Genomic DNA, 14,791 nt, shown 5'->3' with positions numbered 1-14,791 from the left:
CCGAAGGGGCCCGGAACCGTGTGGTTCCGGGCCCCTTCGGGTGTGGCGCGGGGGCTATTCGGCGGACTTCGCCGGCGGCTTGCGCAGTGCGATGTTCAGCTCGCGGAGGCGGGACTCGGCCAGCTCCGTGGGCGCGCCCATCATCAGGTCCTGCGCGTTGCCGTTCAGCGGGAAGGCGATCGTCTCGCGGATGTTCGGCTCGTCGGCCAGCAGCATCACGATGCGGTCCACGCCCGGGGCGATGCCGCCGTGCGGCGGGGCGCCGAGGCGGAACGCGCGGAGCATGCCCGCGAACTCGTGCTCGACGGTCTCGCGGTCGTACCCGGCGATCTCGAACGCCTTGATCATCAGCTCGGGCTCGTGGTTACGGATCGCGCCGGAGGACAGCTCGATTCCGTTGCAGACGATGTCGTACTGCCACGCCAGGATGTCCAGCGGGTCCTTCGTCTCCAGGTCTTCCAGGCCGCCCTGGGGCATCGAGAACGGGTTGTGCGAGAAGTCGATCTTCCCGGTCTCCTCGTCCTTCTCGTACATCGGGAAGTCGACGATCCAGCAGAACCGGAAGACGCCGTCCTCGAAGTGGCCCGCGCGCTTGGCGGCCTCGACGCGCACCGCGCTCATGATCTTGGAGACCTCGTCGAACTCGCCCGCGCCGAAGAAGACGGCGTGGCCGGGGACGAGCCCCAGGCGCTCGGTGAGCAGCTTGACGTTCTCCTCGGTGAGGAACTTGGCGATCGGGCCGCTCAGCGCGCCGTCCTCGCCGACCCGCACCCAGGCCAGGCCCTTCGCGCCGTGCTCGACGGCGTACTCGCCGAGCCCGTCGAAGAACTTGCGCGACTGGCCCGCCGTGTCCGGCACCGGCAGGGCGCGGACGTGCTTACCGGCGAACGCCTTGAACTCGGAGCCCTCGAAGACGTCCGAGATGTCGGCCAGTTCGAGCTTGGCGCGCAGGTCCGGCTTGTCGTTGCCGTACTTCAGCATCGACTCGCGGAACGGGATGCGCGGGAACGGCGAGGTCACATGGCGGCCGTTGCCGAACTCCTCGAACAGCTCGGTCATCAGCTTCTCGATCGGCTGGAAGACGTCCTCCTGCTCGACGAAGCTCATCTCGACATCGAGCTGGTAGAACTCGCCGGGCGAGCGGTCGGCGCGGGCGTCCTCGTCGCGGAAGCACGGCGCGATCTGGAAGTAGCGGTCGAAGCCCGAGATCATCAGCAGCTGCTTGAACTGCTGCGGGGCCTGCGGCAGCGCGTAGAACCTGCCCGGGTTCAGCCGGGACGGGACCACGAAGTCACGGGCGCCCTCGGGGGACGTCGCGGTGAGGATGGGCGTGGCCATCTCGTTGAAGCCCAGCGCGGTCATCTTGTGCCGGATGGCGGAGATGACGGACGTGCGCAGCATGATGTTGCGGTGCATGCGCTCGCGGCGCAGGTCGAGGAAGCGGTACTCCAGACGCCGCTCCTCGTTCACTCCGTCCTCGGCGTTGACCGTGAACGGCAGCGGGCCCGCCGCGCCGAGGATCTCGACCTCGGAGACCTCGATCTCGATCTCGCCGGTCGGCAGCTCCGGGTTGACGTTCTCCGCTCCGCGCGCGGAGACCTTGCCGTCGATACGGACGACGGTCTCCTTCGTGAGCCTGGACAGCTCCTCGTTCGCGGCGGTGCCGGGGCGGGCCACGAGCTGCACCAGACCGTAGTGGTCGCGGAGATCGATGAAGAGGATGCCGCCCAGGTCTCGGCGATTGTGCAGCCAGCCGCTCAGCCGGACGTCGGCACCGACGTCAGAGGCGCGGAGCTCGCCGCAGGTGTGGGACCTGTACCGATGCATCGTCGTTTCATCCAGTTCTTGGCAAGTCGGGGTTGGCCGGGCGGAGGCGTTACGTCGTACGACACCACAGGTTACCGCCCGACCATGACACCCCCCTCGGTGGCGTTTGCTCAACACATATTCATAAAGTGGGACAATGCGCACCGAGGATGTCCTGGCCGCGATCGCGACCGGCCTATGGCGCTGGGAGAACGCCTCCGGCACGGTCACCCTCAACGGGGAGGCGGCCCGGCTGCTCGGCATGCCCGAAGAACCCGTGACCCTCACCGAGTCCGCCACGCGCGCCCGGTTCCACCCCATCGACTGGAACGAGATCGACGGCATCGTGAACCTCGCGCTCGCCGAGGACACCCTGGCCGAGGCCCGGCTGCGGGTCGTGGACGAGAGCGGCCGGGTGCTCCGTACCGTACGGGTCAGGGCCAAGCCGATGGTCACCTCACCGGCCGAGGGGGAGCGGGACCACGAGGCCGAGCGGGACCACGAGGCGGAGCGGGACTACGAGCTGGTCGGCACCGTCCAGGCGGTCATCGAGCCCCGGCCGGGCACCACCGTCGAGCGGACCTCCCTCACCGGTGACTGGCGCCGCTCCCGCGAGGCCTTCCTGCTCGACGCGGGCCGCGCGCTGGCCGAGGCGCGCTCCACCACCGAGGTGCTGCGGGTCGCCGCCTCCCTCTCCATGCCCGGCTTCTCACCGGACGGTCTCGCGGTCTACGGCGTCTCGGGCGAGCGGCTGACGATCGTCGGCCACCACGGGCACGCCCCGGAGGACTCGGCCCCGTTCGAGGGCATGACGGTGGACACCGACTACCCGGCGGCCGAGGTCGTACGGACCGGCCGGGCCATCTATCTGCCGACCCCGGAGGCGTACGCCGACCGGTACCCCGCCACCTGGCGGTACGTGGAGCGCTTCGGCCGCCACTCCTGGGCCTTCCTCCCGCTGGTCGTCGCGGGCCGCACGCTGGGCACCTGGATGGCCGCCTTCAAGCACCGGGTCGCGTTCTCGCCCGACGAACGCTCCGTCCTGACGACGGTGGCCCGCATGCTGGCGCAGGCGCTGGCCCGCGCGGGCGTCGCCGAGACCGAGCGCGAGCTGTCCCTCGGCCTCCAGCGCACGATGATGCCGACGCTCGGGCCCGAGATCCCCGGTATGACGGTGGCGGCCCGGTACGTACCGACCGGCGGCGGGCTCCAGGTCGGCGGCGACTGGTACGACATGATCCCGCTGCCCGGCGGCACGGCGCACTCCGAAGGCCGCTGGGGCGGACGTTTCGCGCTGGTCATCGGGGACGTCCAGGGCCATGACGTACGGGCCGCCGGCCTCATGGGCCAGCTGCGGATCGCCCTGCGCGCGTACGCCTCCGAGGGCCACCGGCCGGACGCGGTGCTCTCCCGCGCCTCCCGCTTCCTGGCCGGTCTCCAGCACTACCCGGGGCGCGACGGCGGCAACCTTCCCGGCGGCGGACCGCGCACGGACGCGGGGGCCGCCGTGATGGACGAGTGGTACTCCGTGGCCGGCCCGCGCTTCGCGACCTGCCTCTATCTGGAGGTCGACCCGGAGAACGGCACGCTCGACATCGCCCGCGCGGGCCACCCCGACCCGGTGATCCGCACGGCGGACGGGACCGCGTTCATCCGGCAGACCGAAGGCGGGCTGCCGCTCGGCATCGAGGCCGACTCCGACTACCCGACGACCCGGCTCGTCCTGGGCCCCGGCGAGACGCTCATGCTCTGCACGGACGGGCTCATCGAGACCGGCGGACACGATCTCGCCACCGGCTGGACACGGCTGCGGCCCGTACTGGAGCAGGACAGCGGCGAATCCCTGGAGAAGCTCGCCGACGCCCTCATCCAGGCCGTGCACGGCCCCACCTCGCACTACACGACCGGACCGCTCGTGGACCGCCGCGAGGACGACATCGCGCTCCTGCTGCTCTCCCGCGACCTCGCGCCGGCCCGGCCGGGCGGCGGGATTCCCCGGCGCACCGCGCTGACCGTCGCCCAGGCCGAGCCCGAGCGGATCGCGGGCGTACGGCGGCAGTTGCGCGAGCTGCTGCACGACTGGCGGGACGAGGAGCAGATCGACTCCGCTGAGCTGATGGTCTCCGAGATGATCACCAACGTCCTCGTGCACACCGACGGCGACGCCCTGCTCGTCGCGGAGGCGCGCGGCGAGCTGGGAGACCGCCGGCTGCGCGTCGAGGTCGCCGACACCAGCGACGAACTGCCGCACCGGCGGCGCCCCGGGGAGCTGGCGTCCAGCGGGCGCGGCCTGGTGCTGATGGAGGTGCTGGCCGACGCCTGGGGCGTGGACCCGCGCGGCGAGGGGAAGTCGATCTGGTTCGAGCTCTACGAGTGCGGCGGGGCGGAGCCCGAGGCTCCGTCGTAGGCGCCGTAACGGTCCCTCAGTTCGGACAGGACCCCGAACGCGGCGGCCGTCAGCGGTACGGCGAGCAGCATGCCCAGGATCCCGGCGACGCCGGCGCCCGCCGTGATCGCCAGTATCACCACCGCGGGGTGCATCTGGACGGTACGGCTCTGGATCATCGGCTGGAGCACATGCCCCTCCAGCACCTGCACGGCGAGCACCACCCCCAGCGCCCACAGCCCGATCACCCACCCCCGGTCGGCGAGCGCGACCAGCACGGCGACGGCGCCGGAGATGAACGCGCCGAGATACGGGATGTACGCCCCGACGAAGACGAGCGCACCGAGCCCGATCGCGCCGGGGACGCGCAGGATCAGCAGGCCGACGGTGATGCAGACCGCGTCGATGAGGGCGATGACGGTGGTGCCGCGCATGAACCCCTCGACGGCGCCGAACGCCCGGCGGGCCATGGCCTCGACGGTGTCCCCGGTCGTCCGCGGGGCGAAGGCCCTGAGCGCGTCGGCCGCGCGTTCCGAATCGCGCAGGAAGAAGAACATCAGCAGCAGCGCGAGCACGGCGGTGGCGATCAGCTCGCCGACGACACTGATCCCGGTGAGCACCCCGGAGGCGGCGGTGGCGCCGAACTTCCCGAGCAGCTCCTTGCCGTTCTTCGCCAGATCGTCGAGCGAGGTCCCGGCGGCGCCGAAGTGCCGGGCCATGTCCTGCGCCGCCTGCCGCAGCGAGGTCATGATCTGGTTCCCGTTGTCGACCAGCGCGCTGACGACGATGTACCCCGCGCCGCCGACCACGGCCACGACGGCGACGCAGGTGAGCCCGGCGGCGAGCGACCGGTTCAGCCGCAGCGCGACGAGGCGGCGGTACAGGGGGCCGAGCAGCGCGGTGCCGAGAAGGGCGAGCAGTACGGGCGTGACGGCGGTCTTGAACGTGACGACCAGCCAGATCGCGACGGCCCCCACCCCGGCGATCACCAGCACCACACCGCACCAGGCGGCGAGGCGCCGGGCGCTCTCGGGGAGGACGGACGACGGCGGGATCTGCACGCTCCCACCCGACCACGCGGGAGGGGGCCTGTCCCCCGTTGGCCTCCGCGCGGGTGACGTATCGCCTCCCGGCGGGGGGGCGTGGTCCGGGGTTCGTTTCGGCTACGGCCGGTCTTCGTCCGCGGGTTGCTGCCGGGTCGCGCGGTGCGCCTCCGGCGCGGGGGCCGGTGGGTGGTGCCGGGGCCGTGCCGGGTCGCGCGGTGCGCCTCCGGCGCGGGGGCCGGTGGGTGGTGCCGGGGCCGACGCGAGGCCCGGAGCGACCACCGGCGACCACCCGCACACGACCACCGGCACCCGCCGAGGACGACCGCACCGCACCCCGCCCGGTTACGCGGGCCCCGCCGGCACCGTGCCGAGGCGCCCCGCCTGGAAGTCCTCGAACGCCTGCTTCAGCTCCGCGTGACTGTTCATCACGAACGGGCCGTAGTGCGCCATCGGCTCCCGGATCGGGCGCCCGCCCAGCAGCACGACCTCCAGGTCCGGCGTGTTCCCGTCCTGGGTCTCGTCCGCGCGCACGCTCAGCGCGCCGCCCGCGCCGAACACCGCCGTCTGCCCCATGCGCACCGGGCGCCGGTCCGTACCGACCGAGCCGCGGCCCGCCAGTACGTACGCGAGACCGTTGAAGTCCTCGCGCCACGGCAGGTTGATCTCCGCACCCGGCCGCAGCGTCGCGTGGATCATCGTGATCGGCGTGTGCGTGATGCCGGGACCCTCGTGTCCGTCCAGCTCGCCGGCGATCACGCGGAGCAGCGCGCCGCCGTCGTGCGAGGTCAGGAGCTGGACCTGGCCGCCGCGGATGTCCTGATACCGGGGGTTCATCATCTTGTCGGACGCCGGAAGGTTCACCCAGAGCTGGAGGCCGTGGAACAGCCCGCCGGACATGACCAGCGACTCCGGCGGAGCCTCGATGTGCAGCAGGCCGGAGCCCGCGGTCATCCACTGGGTGTCACCGTTCTGGATGGTGCCGCCGCCACCGTTGCTGTCCTGGTGGATGAAGGTGCCGTCGATCAGGTACGTGACGGTCTCGAAGCCGCGGTGCGGGTGCCACGGCGTGCCCTTGGGCTCGCCCGGCGCGTACTCCACCTCGCCCATCTGATCCATCATGATGAACGGGTCGAGGTGCTCGTAGTTGATCCCCGCGAAAGCGCGGCGCACCGGGAAGCCCTCGCCCTCGAAACCGCCGGGCGCGGTCGTGACGGCGAGTACGGGGCGGGCCACGGCGTCGGCCGGAGCCGCCACCCGGGGCAGGGTCAGCGGGTTGTCGACAGTCACTGCGGGCATGAGGGCCTCCTTGATGATTCAACGTTCAATTTAGTTGAACAGTGAACATCTGGCAAGGCGCCCTTCATTCCCGCACCGCTTCACGCGCGTCGTTGCCGTACCGCCCCAAGGGGGCGACATGAGTACGCCGCGGCCGGAGGGGCCGCGGCGGAGGAGGAGCCGGGAGAGAAAGGGAGAGGATCTAGCCGTACATACGGCGCATCGCGAAGTCCACCATCTGTTCGACCGCCTTCGCGTCGAACACCATCCGGTGGTCGCCCTCCATGTCCAGTACGAAGCCGTATCCCGTGGGCAGCAGATCGATCACCTCGGCGCCGGTGATCACGAAGTACTTCGACTCCTTGCCCGCGTACCGCCGCAGCTCCTTGAGCGTGCTGAACATGGGGATCACCGGCTGCTGCGTGTTGTGCAGCGCCAGGAACCCGGGGTTGTCACCCCGCGGGCAGTAGACCTTCGACGTCGCGAAGATCTGCTGGAAGTCCTCGGCCGACAACGACCCCGTCGTGAACGCCCGCACGGCGTCCCCGAGCGACGGAGGCGAGGGCTCCGGATACAGCGGCTGCTCGCCGTATCCACCCGCGCCGGGGCCGCCCATCGGCTGCTGCTGCGGCTGCTGAGGCGGGTGCGTGTACTGCTGCTGAGCGCCCGGGTTCTGGTCGTAGCCGTACATGAGCGCAAGAGTACTGAGGAATGGTGCCCGGGGGAGCCTCGTCGACCTCGTCACAGTCTCCCGGACGGGGTTGCGCCTTATTACCCATGGGTAGCATCATCGTAGCTACTAACTGGTACGTGTATGAGGAACCCGCCTCCCCGATCCTTACGGAGTCGTCGCCATGGGGCACTACAAGTCGAATCTGCGCGACATCGAGTTCAACCTCTTCGAGGTCCTCGGGCGCGACAAGCTGTACGGCTCCGGACCGTTCGCGGAGATGGACGTGGAGACCGCCAAGAGCATCCTCGAAGAGGTCACGCGCCTCGCGGAGAACGATCTCGCGGAGTCGTTCGCGGACGCCGACCGCAACCCGCCGGTCTTCGACCCGGAGACCAATACCGCTCCGGTCCCGGCGGCCTTCAGGAAGAGCTACCAGGCGTACATGGACTCCGAGTACTGGCGCCTGGGCCTGCCGGAGGAGATCGGCGGCACGACCTCGCCGCGCTCCCTGATCTGGGCGTACGCGGAGCTGCTCCTCGGCGCGAACCCGGCCGTGTGGATGTACGCGTCGGGCCCCGCCTTCGCCGGCATCCTCTTCGAGGAGGGCAACGAGGCGCAGAAGAAGGTCGCCGCGTTCGCCGTCGAGAAGCAGTGGGGCTCCACGATGGTCCTCACCGAGCCGGACGCCGGCTCGGACGTCGGCGCGGGCCGTACGAAGGCCGTCGAGCAGGAGGACGGCAGCTGGCACATCGAGGGCGTGAAGCGCTTCATCACGTCCGGTGAGCACGACATGTCGGAGAACATCCTTCACTACGTCCTCGCCCGCCCCGAAGGCGCCGGCCCCGGCACCAAGGGCCTGTCCCTCTTCCTCGTACCGAAGTACGAGTTCGACTGGGAGACCGGCGAGCTGGGCGAGCGCAACGGCGTCTACGCGACGAACGTCGAGCACAAGATGGGCCTCAAGGCCTCCAACACCTGCGAGATGACCTTCGGCGACCGCCACCCCGCCAAGGGCTGGCTGATCGGCGACAAGCACGAGGGCATCCGCCAGATGTTCCGCATCATCGAGTTCGCCCGGATGATGGTCGGCACGAAAGCCATCGCCACGCTCTCCACGGGCTACCTGAACGCGCTGGAGTACGCCAAGGAGCGGGTCCAGGGCCCCGATCTCGCGCAGTTCATGGACAAGGCCGCGCCCAAGGTCACCATCACGCACCACCCCGATGTGCGCCGCTCGCTGATGACGCAGAAGGCGTACGCCGAGGGCATGCGCGCCCTCGTCATGTACACCGCCTCCGTCCAGGACGAGATCGCCGTCAAGGAGGCCGAGGGCGAGAACGCGAAGGCGCTGCACGGGCTGAACGATCTGCTGCTGCCGATAGTGAAGGGCTACGGCTCGGAGCGGTCGTACGAGCAGCTCGCGCAGTCCCTTCAGACGTTCGGCGGCTCCGGCTATCTGCAGGAGTACCCGATCGAGCAGTACATCCGGGACGCCAAGATCGACACCCTCTACGAGGGCACGACCGCGATCCAGGGCCAGGACTTCTTCTTCCGGAAGATCGTCCGCGACCAGGGCCAGTCGCTGAACACGCTCGCCGAGGAGATCAAGACGTTCCTGGCCGTCGGCACCGGCGGTACGGAGCTGGCCCCGGCCCGTGAGGCGCTCGCCAAGGCCGCAGCCGATCTGGAGGCGATCGTCGGCCGGATGCTGACCGACCTGACCTCCACCGGCGAGGACGTCAAGAACATCTACAAGGTCGGGCTGAACACGACGCGGCTGCTGATGGCCTCGGGCGATGTGGTCGTCGGCTATCTGCTGCTGCGCGGCGCGGCCGTGGCCGCCGAGAAGCTGGAGACGGCCGCCGCGAAGGACGTGGCGTTCTATCAGGGCAAGATCGCGGCGGCGAAGTTCTTCGCCGCGAATATCCTGCCGGACGTCTCGACGCAGCGCGCGCTCGCCGAGTCCGTCGACGGCTCGCTGATGGAGCTGGACGAAGCGGCCTTCTGACCCCGCGACTCCGCACCGCGACCGACCCGGCCTCCGGGCCACGACGGGTCCGGCCTCAGGACCGCGACGGGTCCGGCGTCCGGGCCACGACGGGTCCGGCCTCCGGACCGCGACGGCAGGACATATGCGGCAGGACACCTCTCCCCGGGAGGTGTCCTGCCGTCTGTTGCCCGTGGGGCGTCCCGCCCTCTGCGCACCCCCTCCCCGCCCGTTCTCCCCCTCCGCCCGCCCGCTTCTCGTGCCTGTTCTCCCCATGTGCGGAGCTTGTCCCGCCCAGTTGTGTGCCGTTCCAACCGGTGGCGGGCCCGGTGTCGGGGCCCGTCGTTATGGTGAACCCCATGAGCACTTCCGCCCGCTTCGACCGCGGCCACACCGACGACCTCATCTCCTTCCTGACGGCCAGTCCTACGCCGTATCACGCGGTGGCCAACGCCGCCGAGCGGCTGGAGAAGGCCGGCTTCCGGCAGCTGCGGGAGACGGACGCCTGGGACGGTTCCGCGGGCGGGCGGTTCGTGCTGCGCGGCGGTGCCATCGTCGCCTGGTTCGTGCCGGAGGGCGCGGAGCCGCACACCCCCTTCCGTATCGTCGGCGCCCATACGGACTCGCCGAATCTGCGGGTGAAGCCCCTGCCGGACACCGGCTCGTTCGGCTGGCGCCAGATCGCCGTCGAGATCTACGGCGGGACGCTGCTCAACACCTGGCTCGACCGCGATCTGGGCCTCGCGGGCCGCATCTCCCTGCGCGACGGCTCGCACCGGCTGATCAATATCGACCGCGCTCTGCTCCGCGTCCCGCAGCTGGCCGTGCACCTGGACCGCTCCGTCAACACCGACGGGCTGAAGCTGGACCGGCAGCGGCACATGCAGCCGATCTGGGGCCTCGGGGATCCCCGGGAAGGCGATCTGATCCGCTTCGTCGCGCAGGAGGCGGGGGTCGACGCCGCGGACATCACCGGCTGGGACCTGATGCCGCACGCGATCGAGCCGCCCTCCTACCTCGGCCGCGACCGCGAACTGCTGGCCGGGCCCCGGATGGACAACCTGCTGTCGGTGCACGCGGGTACGGCGGCGCTGGCCGCGGTCGCCACGTCCGCCGCCGCCGAGCCGCTCCCGTACATCCCGGTGCTCGCCGCCTTCGACCACGAGGAGAACGGCTCGCAGTCGGACACCGGCGCGGACGGGCCGCTGCTCGGCACGGTCCTCGAACGCTCGGTGCTCGCCCGAGGCGGTACGTACGAGGACCGGGCGCGGGCCTTCGCCGGCACGGTCTGCCTGTCGTCCGACACCGGCCACGCCGTACACCCGAACTACAGCGACCGCCACGACCCGACGCACCACCCGCGCGCCAACGGCGGCCCCATCCTCAAGGTCAACGTCAATATGCGGTACGCGACGGACGGCAGCGGCCGGGCCGTGTTCGCCGCCGCCTGCGAGAGGGCGGGCGTGCCCTGGCAGTCGTTCGTCTCCAACAACTCGATGCCGTGCGGCACGACGATCGGCCCGATCACCGCCGCGAGACACGGCATCCAGACCGTCGACATCGGCGTGGCGATCCTGTCGATGCACAGCGCGCGCGAGCTGTGCGGCGCGGACGACCCGTACCTGCTGGCGAACGCGCTGGTGGCGTTCCTGGAGGGCTGAGCCCACGCCGGGCCGGACTCCCGCCGCCCGCATGGGCGTTGAGGACCGGGGTACGCGATCCCCGTGGCCCTGACAGCCACCACTCATACGAGGAGGCGGGAATCATGGGCATAGGCGGATGTATCGCCCTTATCGCGGGGGGAGCAATCCTCACGTTCGCGACCGACTGGGAGATGGAGAGCGTCAATCTCGACCTGGTCGGTCTGATCATGATGGTGGTCGGCATCATCGGGATCGCCACCATCACCAGCATCGCCCGCCGTCGGCGGGCCATCGTCCCGCCGGTCGCCCCGACCGTGGTGGAACGGGACGACCGGGGCCGGGGCTTCTGACCCGCCGGACGACGATCCGCTTACGCGCCGAGGCCGGCCAGGACGAGCGTGAGCCGGGACGTTCCCGAACCGTCGACCCGGACGGGCACACCCCAGTCCTGCTGATGGACATGGCAGGCCGGGTACTCGTTCGCCGGGTCGTCGTCGCAGGAGGCCGCCATCGCGGACACATGCAGCACGCCCTCGGTGACACCGTCGGCCAGCACCAGCTCACGGTGGAGGTCCGTACCGGCGCCGCCGCCCTCCGCCAGCAGCTCGGGCGGGGTGGCGGAGACCAGCAGCCGGGTCGAGGGCCCGTAGCGCGTATCGAGCTTCTGACCCGTCGGCGCGGTGAAGACGACGTCCAGCGTCAGCGCGCCGGGCGCGACCTCGGTGGCCGCCCGCTGGGTGCGGTGGGCGACGGCCTCGACACTGACCGCCTCGTCGGGCAGCCGCAGCCGCGTCAGCCGGTGCCGCGCGGATTCGACGACGACGATGTCCTCGCCGACGAGCACGGCGTCGCTCGGCTCCCGCAGATCCGTTGCCAGCGTGGTCACTTCACCGGTCGCCGGGTCGTAGCGGCGCAGCGCGTGGTTGTACGTGTCCGAGACGGCGACCGAGCCGTCGGGCAGCGCGGTGACGCCCAGCGGGTGCTGGAGCAGGGCCTGTCCGGCGGCGCCGTCGCGGTGACCGAAGTCGAAGAGCCCCGCGCCGACGGCCGTACGGATCACGAATCCGCCGCCCTCGCCCTCCCCGGCGCGCTCCACATAGCGGAGGGCGCTGGTCTCCGAGTCGGCGATCCACAGCCGGTCCCCGGCCGCCGCCAGCCCGGACGGCTGGGCGAACCACGCCTCGGCGGCGGGCCCGTCCACCAGCCCCTCATTGGTCGTACCGGCCGCGACCGCCACCGTTCCGGTGGCCGGGTCGTACGTCCACAGCTGGTGGACCCCGGCCATCGCGATCCAGACCCGGTCCGCCCACCAGGCGACGTCCCACGGCGAGGAGAGATCCACCTCAAGGGCGGGCCCCTCGGCCGGCGAGCCCTGCCACCACTGCCTGCCGGTCCCCGCGACGGTCTCGATCACGCCGGTCGCCGGGTCGTACGTCCGCAGCGCGTGGTTCACGGTGTCCGCCACGACCACCTTGCCGTCCGGCAGCAGCGCGAGCCCCTGCGGTTCGCTGAAGGAGTCCGGGCCGAAACCGCGCACGCCGGTGCCGATCCGCCGGACGACCGTCTCGCCGTCCGCGTCCAGCTCGACCAGCTGATGACGGGTGGAGTCCGAGACGAGGAAGTGCCCGCCGGGCAGCACCAGCGCCTTGCCGGGAAAACGCAGATCGGTCGCGACCGGCTCCGGCGGCACGTACGGACCGTCCCCGCGCCGCAGCGTGCCCTTGGCGGCGTGCTCGGTCTCCAGCTCCTCCACCAGCTTCGCGATGGCGTGCGCATGCCCCTCGCCGGCGTGCTGGGCCACGACATAGCCCTCGGGATCGATGACGACCAGCGTCGGCCAGGCGCGCACGGCGTACTGCTTCCAGGTCGCCAGCTCGGGGTCGTCCAGCACCGGGTGGTGCACCTCGTACCGCTCGACGGCGTCGACGACGGACTGGTGCTCGGCCTCGTGCACGAACTTCGGGGAGTGGACACCGATGATCACAACCGTGTCCCGGTGCTTCTCCTCCAGCTCCCGCAGCTCATCGAGGACATGCAGACAGTTGATGCAGCAGAACGTCCAAAAATCGAGAATGACGATGCGTCCGCGGAGGTCGGCGAGGGTGTACGACATCTCGCCCGTATTGAGCCAGCCGCCCTTGCCGATCAGCTCGGGGGCACGGACACGGGCGCGGCGGGACGGGGGTGAGACGGGGGCGGGGGTCGCATCGGTCATGAAACAAGGGTGCCACCACCGAAAACGACCCGGCCGCCAGGGCTCCCGTCAGCCACGTATGAGGGGTGCGGGCCGGGGGCACTCGGCGGGCGGCACCCCACAACCGCGTGCGCCGCACCCCGCACACGGCCGTACGCGTGCGCCCGCGCTCGTATGCGTGCACCTGCGCCCGCGCCGACCGCCGTGTCGGCTCCCCCGGGTACCCGTCCTCCATGAGATATCTCGTGCGCGACAAGATCTTCGCGATCGGCGACGACTACTGGATCGAGGACGAGCACGGCCGGCGGGCCTTCCGCGTCGACGGTAAGGCGCTGCGCCTGCGCGACACCCTGGAACTCAAGGCGCCCAGCGGCGAGGTGCTGATCACGCTGCGCCAGAAGCTGCTCAGCCTGCGGGACGCCATGGTCATCGAGCGGGACGACCGGCCGCTGGCGACGATCCGCAGAAAGCGGCTCTCGCTGCTGCGCAATCACTACCGGGTCGCCCTGGCCGAGGGCACCGAGCTGGATGTGAGCGGCCGGATCCTGGACCTGGAGTTCGCGATCGAGTACGACGGCGAACTGCTGGCCCATGTCTCGCGGCGCCGGCTGCGGATGCGGGAGACGTACGGCGTGAATGTCGTACGGGACGACGCGGACCACGCGTTGCTGATCGCCGTCGCGGTGTGTGTGATCAGGATGGCGGAGAAGGAACACGAAGACGTCTGAGAGGTCGGAGGATCGAAGGGCCGGCAGGCCGGGGGCGACGGACCGGCGGCTCCCCGGCCACAGGCGGCCACCGGCCAGCGCCGGCGGCCACCCGCCCATCAGGTCACGCTCGGCGTCTCCAGTCCCAGCCTGCGGTCCTTCAGCGCGGGGAAGCGCTCGCGGGTCGTCGCGACCGCCCCCGGATCGAGGTCCACGGTGAGGACCTCCTCGTCCGTCCCCGCCTCCGCGAGCACCTCGCCCCAGGGGTCCACCACGATGCTGTGCCCGGACTGCTCCACCCCGGCGTGTGTACCGGCGGTCGCGCAGGCCAGGACGTACGCCTGGTTCTCCACGGCGCGTGCGCGGGCGAGCAGCGTCCAGTGCGCGCGCCTGCGGGCCGGCCAGCCGGCCGGGACGACGAGCGTCTCGGCGCCCGCGTCGACCAGGCCCCGGAACAGTTCGGGGAAGCGCAGGTCGTAGCAGGTGGCGAGGCCGAGAGTGGTCTCGGGCAGCCGGACGGTGACCAGTTCGCCGCCCGCGCCCATCAGCGTCGCCTCGCCCTTGTCGAAGCCGAAACGGTGGATCTTGCGGTACGTACGGACCAGTTCACCGGCGGGGGAGAGGACGAGCGAGGTGTTGTAGAGGGTCCCGTCCGGAGCCCGGCCGTCCTCCGCTCGCTCCACGATGGATCCGGCGTGCAGCCAGACGCCCGCGTCGCTCGCCGCCTTCGACATCTCCCGGAACGTGGGCCCCTCCGGCGGCTCCGCCTCGTCGGCGAAGGACTCGTACGCGAAGGCCCCGACCGGCCAGAGCTCGGGAAGCACCACCAGATCGGCGCCGCGCTGCTCCCGTACCAGCGCCGCCGCGCGCCGTCTGCGCGCATCGACCGATTCATCCGGTTCTACTGCGATCTGGATCAGCGAGGCGCGCACAGTACCACCGTCCTGGCATTCGAGCCGTCAACACGGGCCTACGATCGTCACACGAAAGCACTGCCGGGGTGCCACCGGGCAGCGTAACTTAGCTGCCAAACCTCCCAAGCAGCCCGCAGCCCGCAGCCCGCCCGCCAGCAAG

At 70.9% G+C, this 14,791-nt stretch carries 11 protein-coding genes; 5 read left to right on the top strand and 6 right to left on the bottom strand.

Translation table 11 applies throughout. The annotated features are described in order from the left end of the window. Positions 1-54: 54 nt before the first annotated feature. A complete protein-coding gene (gene aspS, locus ACZ7LS_RS14450) occupies positions 55-1,827 on the bottom strand; it encodes an aspartate--tRNA ligase (RefSeq protein WP_382528240.1) in 1,773 nt (590 codons plus the stop codon). Positions 1,828-1,963: 136 nt separating this feature from the next. Between aspS and ACZ7LS_RS14445 the strand changes: the two genes are divergently transcribed. Next, positions 1,964-4,213 (top strand): ATP-binding SpoIIE family protein phosphatase, encoded by a 2,250-nt coding sequence (locus tag ACZ7LS_RS14445; protein WP_385136781.1) that lies wholly within the window; start codon positions 1,964-1,966, stop codon positions 4,211-4,213. Here ACZ7LS_RS14445 and ACZ7LS_RS14440 read toward each other — a convergent pair. From ACZ7LS_RS14440 to ACZ7LS_RS14430, 3 genes are all read right to left on the bottom strand, one after another. Beyond that, the gene (locus tag ACZ7LS_RS14440; protein ID WP_382875498.1) at positions 4,174-5,253 is read right to left on the bottom strand and encodes an AI-2E family transporter; all 1,080 of its coding nucleotides are present in this window, start codon (positions 5,251-5,253) and stop codon (positions 4,174-4,176) included. The two genes, ACZ7LS_RS14445 and ACZ7LS_RS14440, sit on opposite strands and share 40 nt — an antisense overlap. A gap of 327 nt (positions 5,254-5,580) precedes the next feature. Next, positions 5,581-6,534: a pirin family protein gene (locus ACZ7LS_RS14435; protein WP_385136783.1), complete on the bottom strand. Its 954-nt coding sequence runs from the start codon at positions 6,532-6,534 to the stop codon at positions 5,581-5,583. A gap of 181 nt (positions 6,535-6,715) precedes the next feature. Next, positions 6,716-7,204: an SseB family protein gene (locus ACZ7LS_RS14430; protein WP_129772895.1), complete on the bottom strand. Its 489-nt coding sequence runs from the start codon at positions 7,202-7,204 to the stop codon at positions 6,716-6,718. 163 nt (positions 7,205-7,367) lie between these two features. Between ACZ7LS_RS14430 and ACZ7LS_RS14425 the strand changes: the two genes are divergently transcribed. The 3 genes from ACZ7LS_RS14425 to ACZ7LS_RS14415 all read left to right on the top strand — a co-directional run bounded on the left by ACZ7LS_RS14425 (position 7,368) and on the right by ACZ7LS_RS14415 (position 11,166). After that, positions 7,368-9,194 (top strand): acyl-CoA dehydrogenase, encoded by a 1,827-nt coding sequence (locus ACZ7LS_RS14425; RefSeq protein ID WP_382528251.1) that lies wholly within the window; start codon positions 7,368-7,370, stop codon positions 9,192-9,194. A 338-nt stretch (positions 9,195-9,532) separates the two neighbouring features. Continuing rightward, positions 9,533-10,834, top strand: a complete 1,302-nt coding sequence (locus ACZ7LS_RS14420; RefSeq protein WP_382528254.1) for a M18 family aminopeptidase — start codon at positions 9,533-9,535, stop codon at positions 10,832-10,834. 104 nt (positions 10,835-10,938) lie between these two features. Beyond that, complete coding sequence (locus tag ACZ7LS_RS14415) at positions 10,939-11,166, top strand: DUF6458 family protein (RefSeq protein WP_382528257.1); 228 nt, start codon at positions 10,939-10,941, stop codon at positions 11,164-11,166. A 20-nt stretch (positions 11,167-11,186) separates the two neighbouring features. On the opposite strand, the gene ACZ7LS_RS14410 is transcribed toward ACZ7LS_RS14415, so the two are convergent. Beyond that, entirely contained in the window at positions 11,187-13,031 is a 1,845-nt protein-coding gene (locus ACZ7LS_RS14410) for an NHL domain-containing thioredoxin family protein (RefSeq protein ID WP_382528260.1), read from the bottom strand. A gap of 212 nt (positions 13,032-13,243) precedes the next feature. Here ACZ7LS_RS14410 and ACZ7LS_RS14405 point away from each other — a divergent pair, with 212 nt between their 5' ends. Beyond that, positions 13,244-13,738, top strand: coding sequence for an LURP-one-related/scramblase family protein (locus tag ACZ7LS_RS14405; protein WP_382528263.1), 495 nt, complete (start codon positions 13,244-13,246; stop codon positions 13,736-13,738). 98 nt (positions 13,739-13,836) lie between these two features. Here ACZ7LS_RS14405 and ACZ7LS_RS14400 read toward each other — a convergent pair whose 3' ends face one another. Continuing rightward, a complete protein-coding gene (locus tag ACZ7LS_RS14400; RefSeq protein WP_385136786.1) occupies positions 13,837-14,649 on the bottom strand; it encodes a carbon-nitrogen family hydrolase in 813 nt (270 codons plus the stop codon). Positions 14,650-14,791 lie beyond the last annotated feature (142 nt).

It is taken from the genome of Streptomyces sp. NPDC039430, assembly GCF_055639435.1.
Note: the sequence above shows the minus strand (reverse complement) of the source record. Positions and strands in the feature narration are given on the sequence as shown.

Coding starts and splice junctions, on each gene's coding strand:
- aspS (WP_382528240.1), bottom strand. CDS start 1,827: ATGCATCGGTACAGGTCCCACACCTGCGGCGAGCTCCGCGCCTCTGAC.
- ACZ7LS_RS14445 (WP_385136781.1), top strand. CDS start 1,964: ATGCGCACCGAGGATGTCCTGGCCGCGATCGCGACCGGCCTATGGCGC.
- ACZ7LS_RS14435 (WP_385136783.1), bottom strand. CDS start 6,534: ATGCCCGCAGTGACTGTCGACAACCCGCTGACCCTGCCCCGGGTGGCG.
- ACZ7LS_RS14430 (WP_129772895.1), bottom strand. CDS start 7,204: ATGTACGGCTACGACCAGAACCCGGGCGCTCAGCAGCAGTACACGCAC.
- ACZ7LS_RS14425 (WP_382528251.1), top strand. CDS start 7,368: ATGGGGCACTACAAGTCGAATCTGCGCGACATCGAGTTCAACCTCTTC.
- ACZ7LS_RS14420 (WP_382528254.1), top strand. CDS start 9,533: ATGAGCACTTCCGCCCGCTTCGACCGCGGCCACACCGACGACCTCATC.
- ACZ7LS_RS14415 (WP_382528257.1), top strand. CDS start 10,939: ATGGGCATAGGCGGATGTATCGCCCTTATCGCGGGGGGAGCAATCCTC.
- ACZ7LS_RS14410 (WP_382528260.1), bottom strand. CDS start 13,031: ATGACCGATGCGACCCCCGCCCCCGTCTCACCCCCGTCCCGCCGCGCC.
- ACZ7LS_RS14405 (WP_382528263.1), top strand. CDS start 13,244: ATGAGATATCTCGTGCGCGACAAGATCTTCGCGATCGGCGACGACTAC.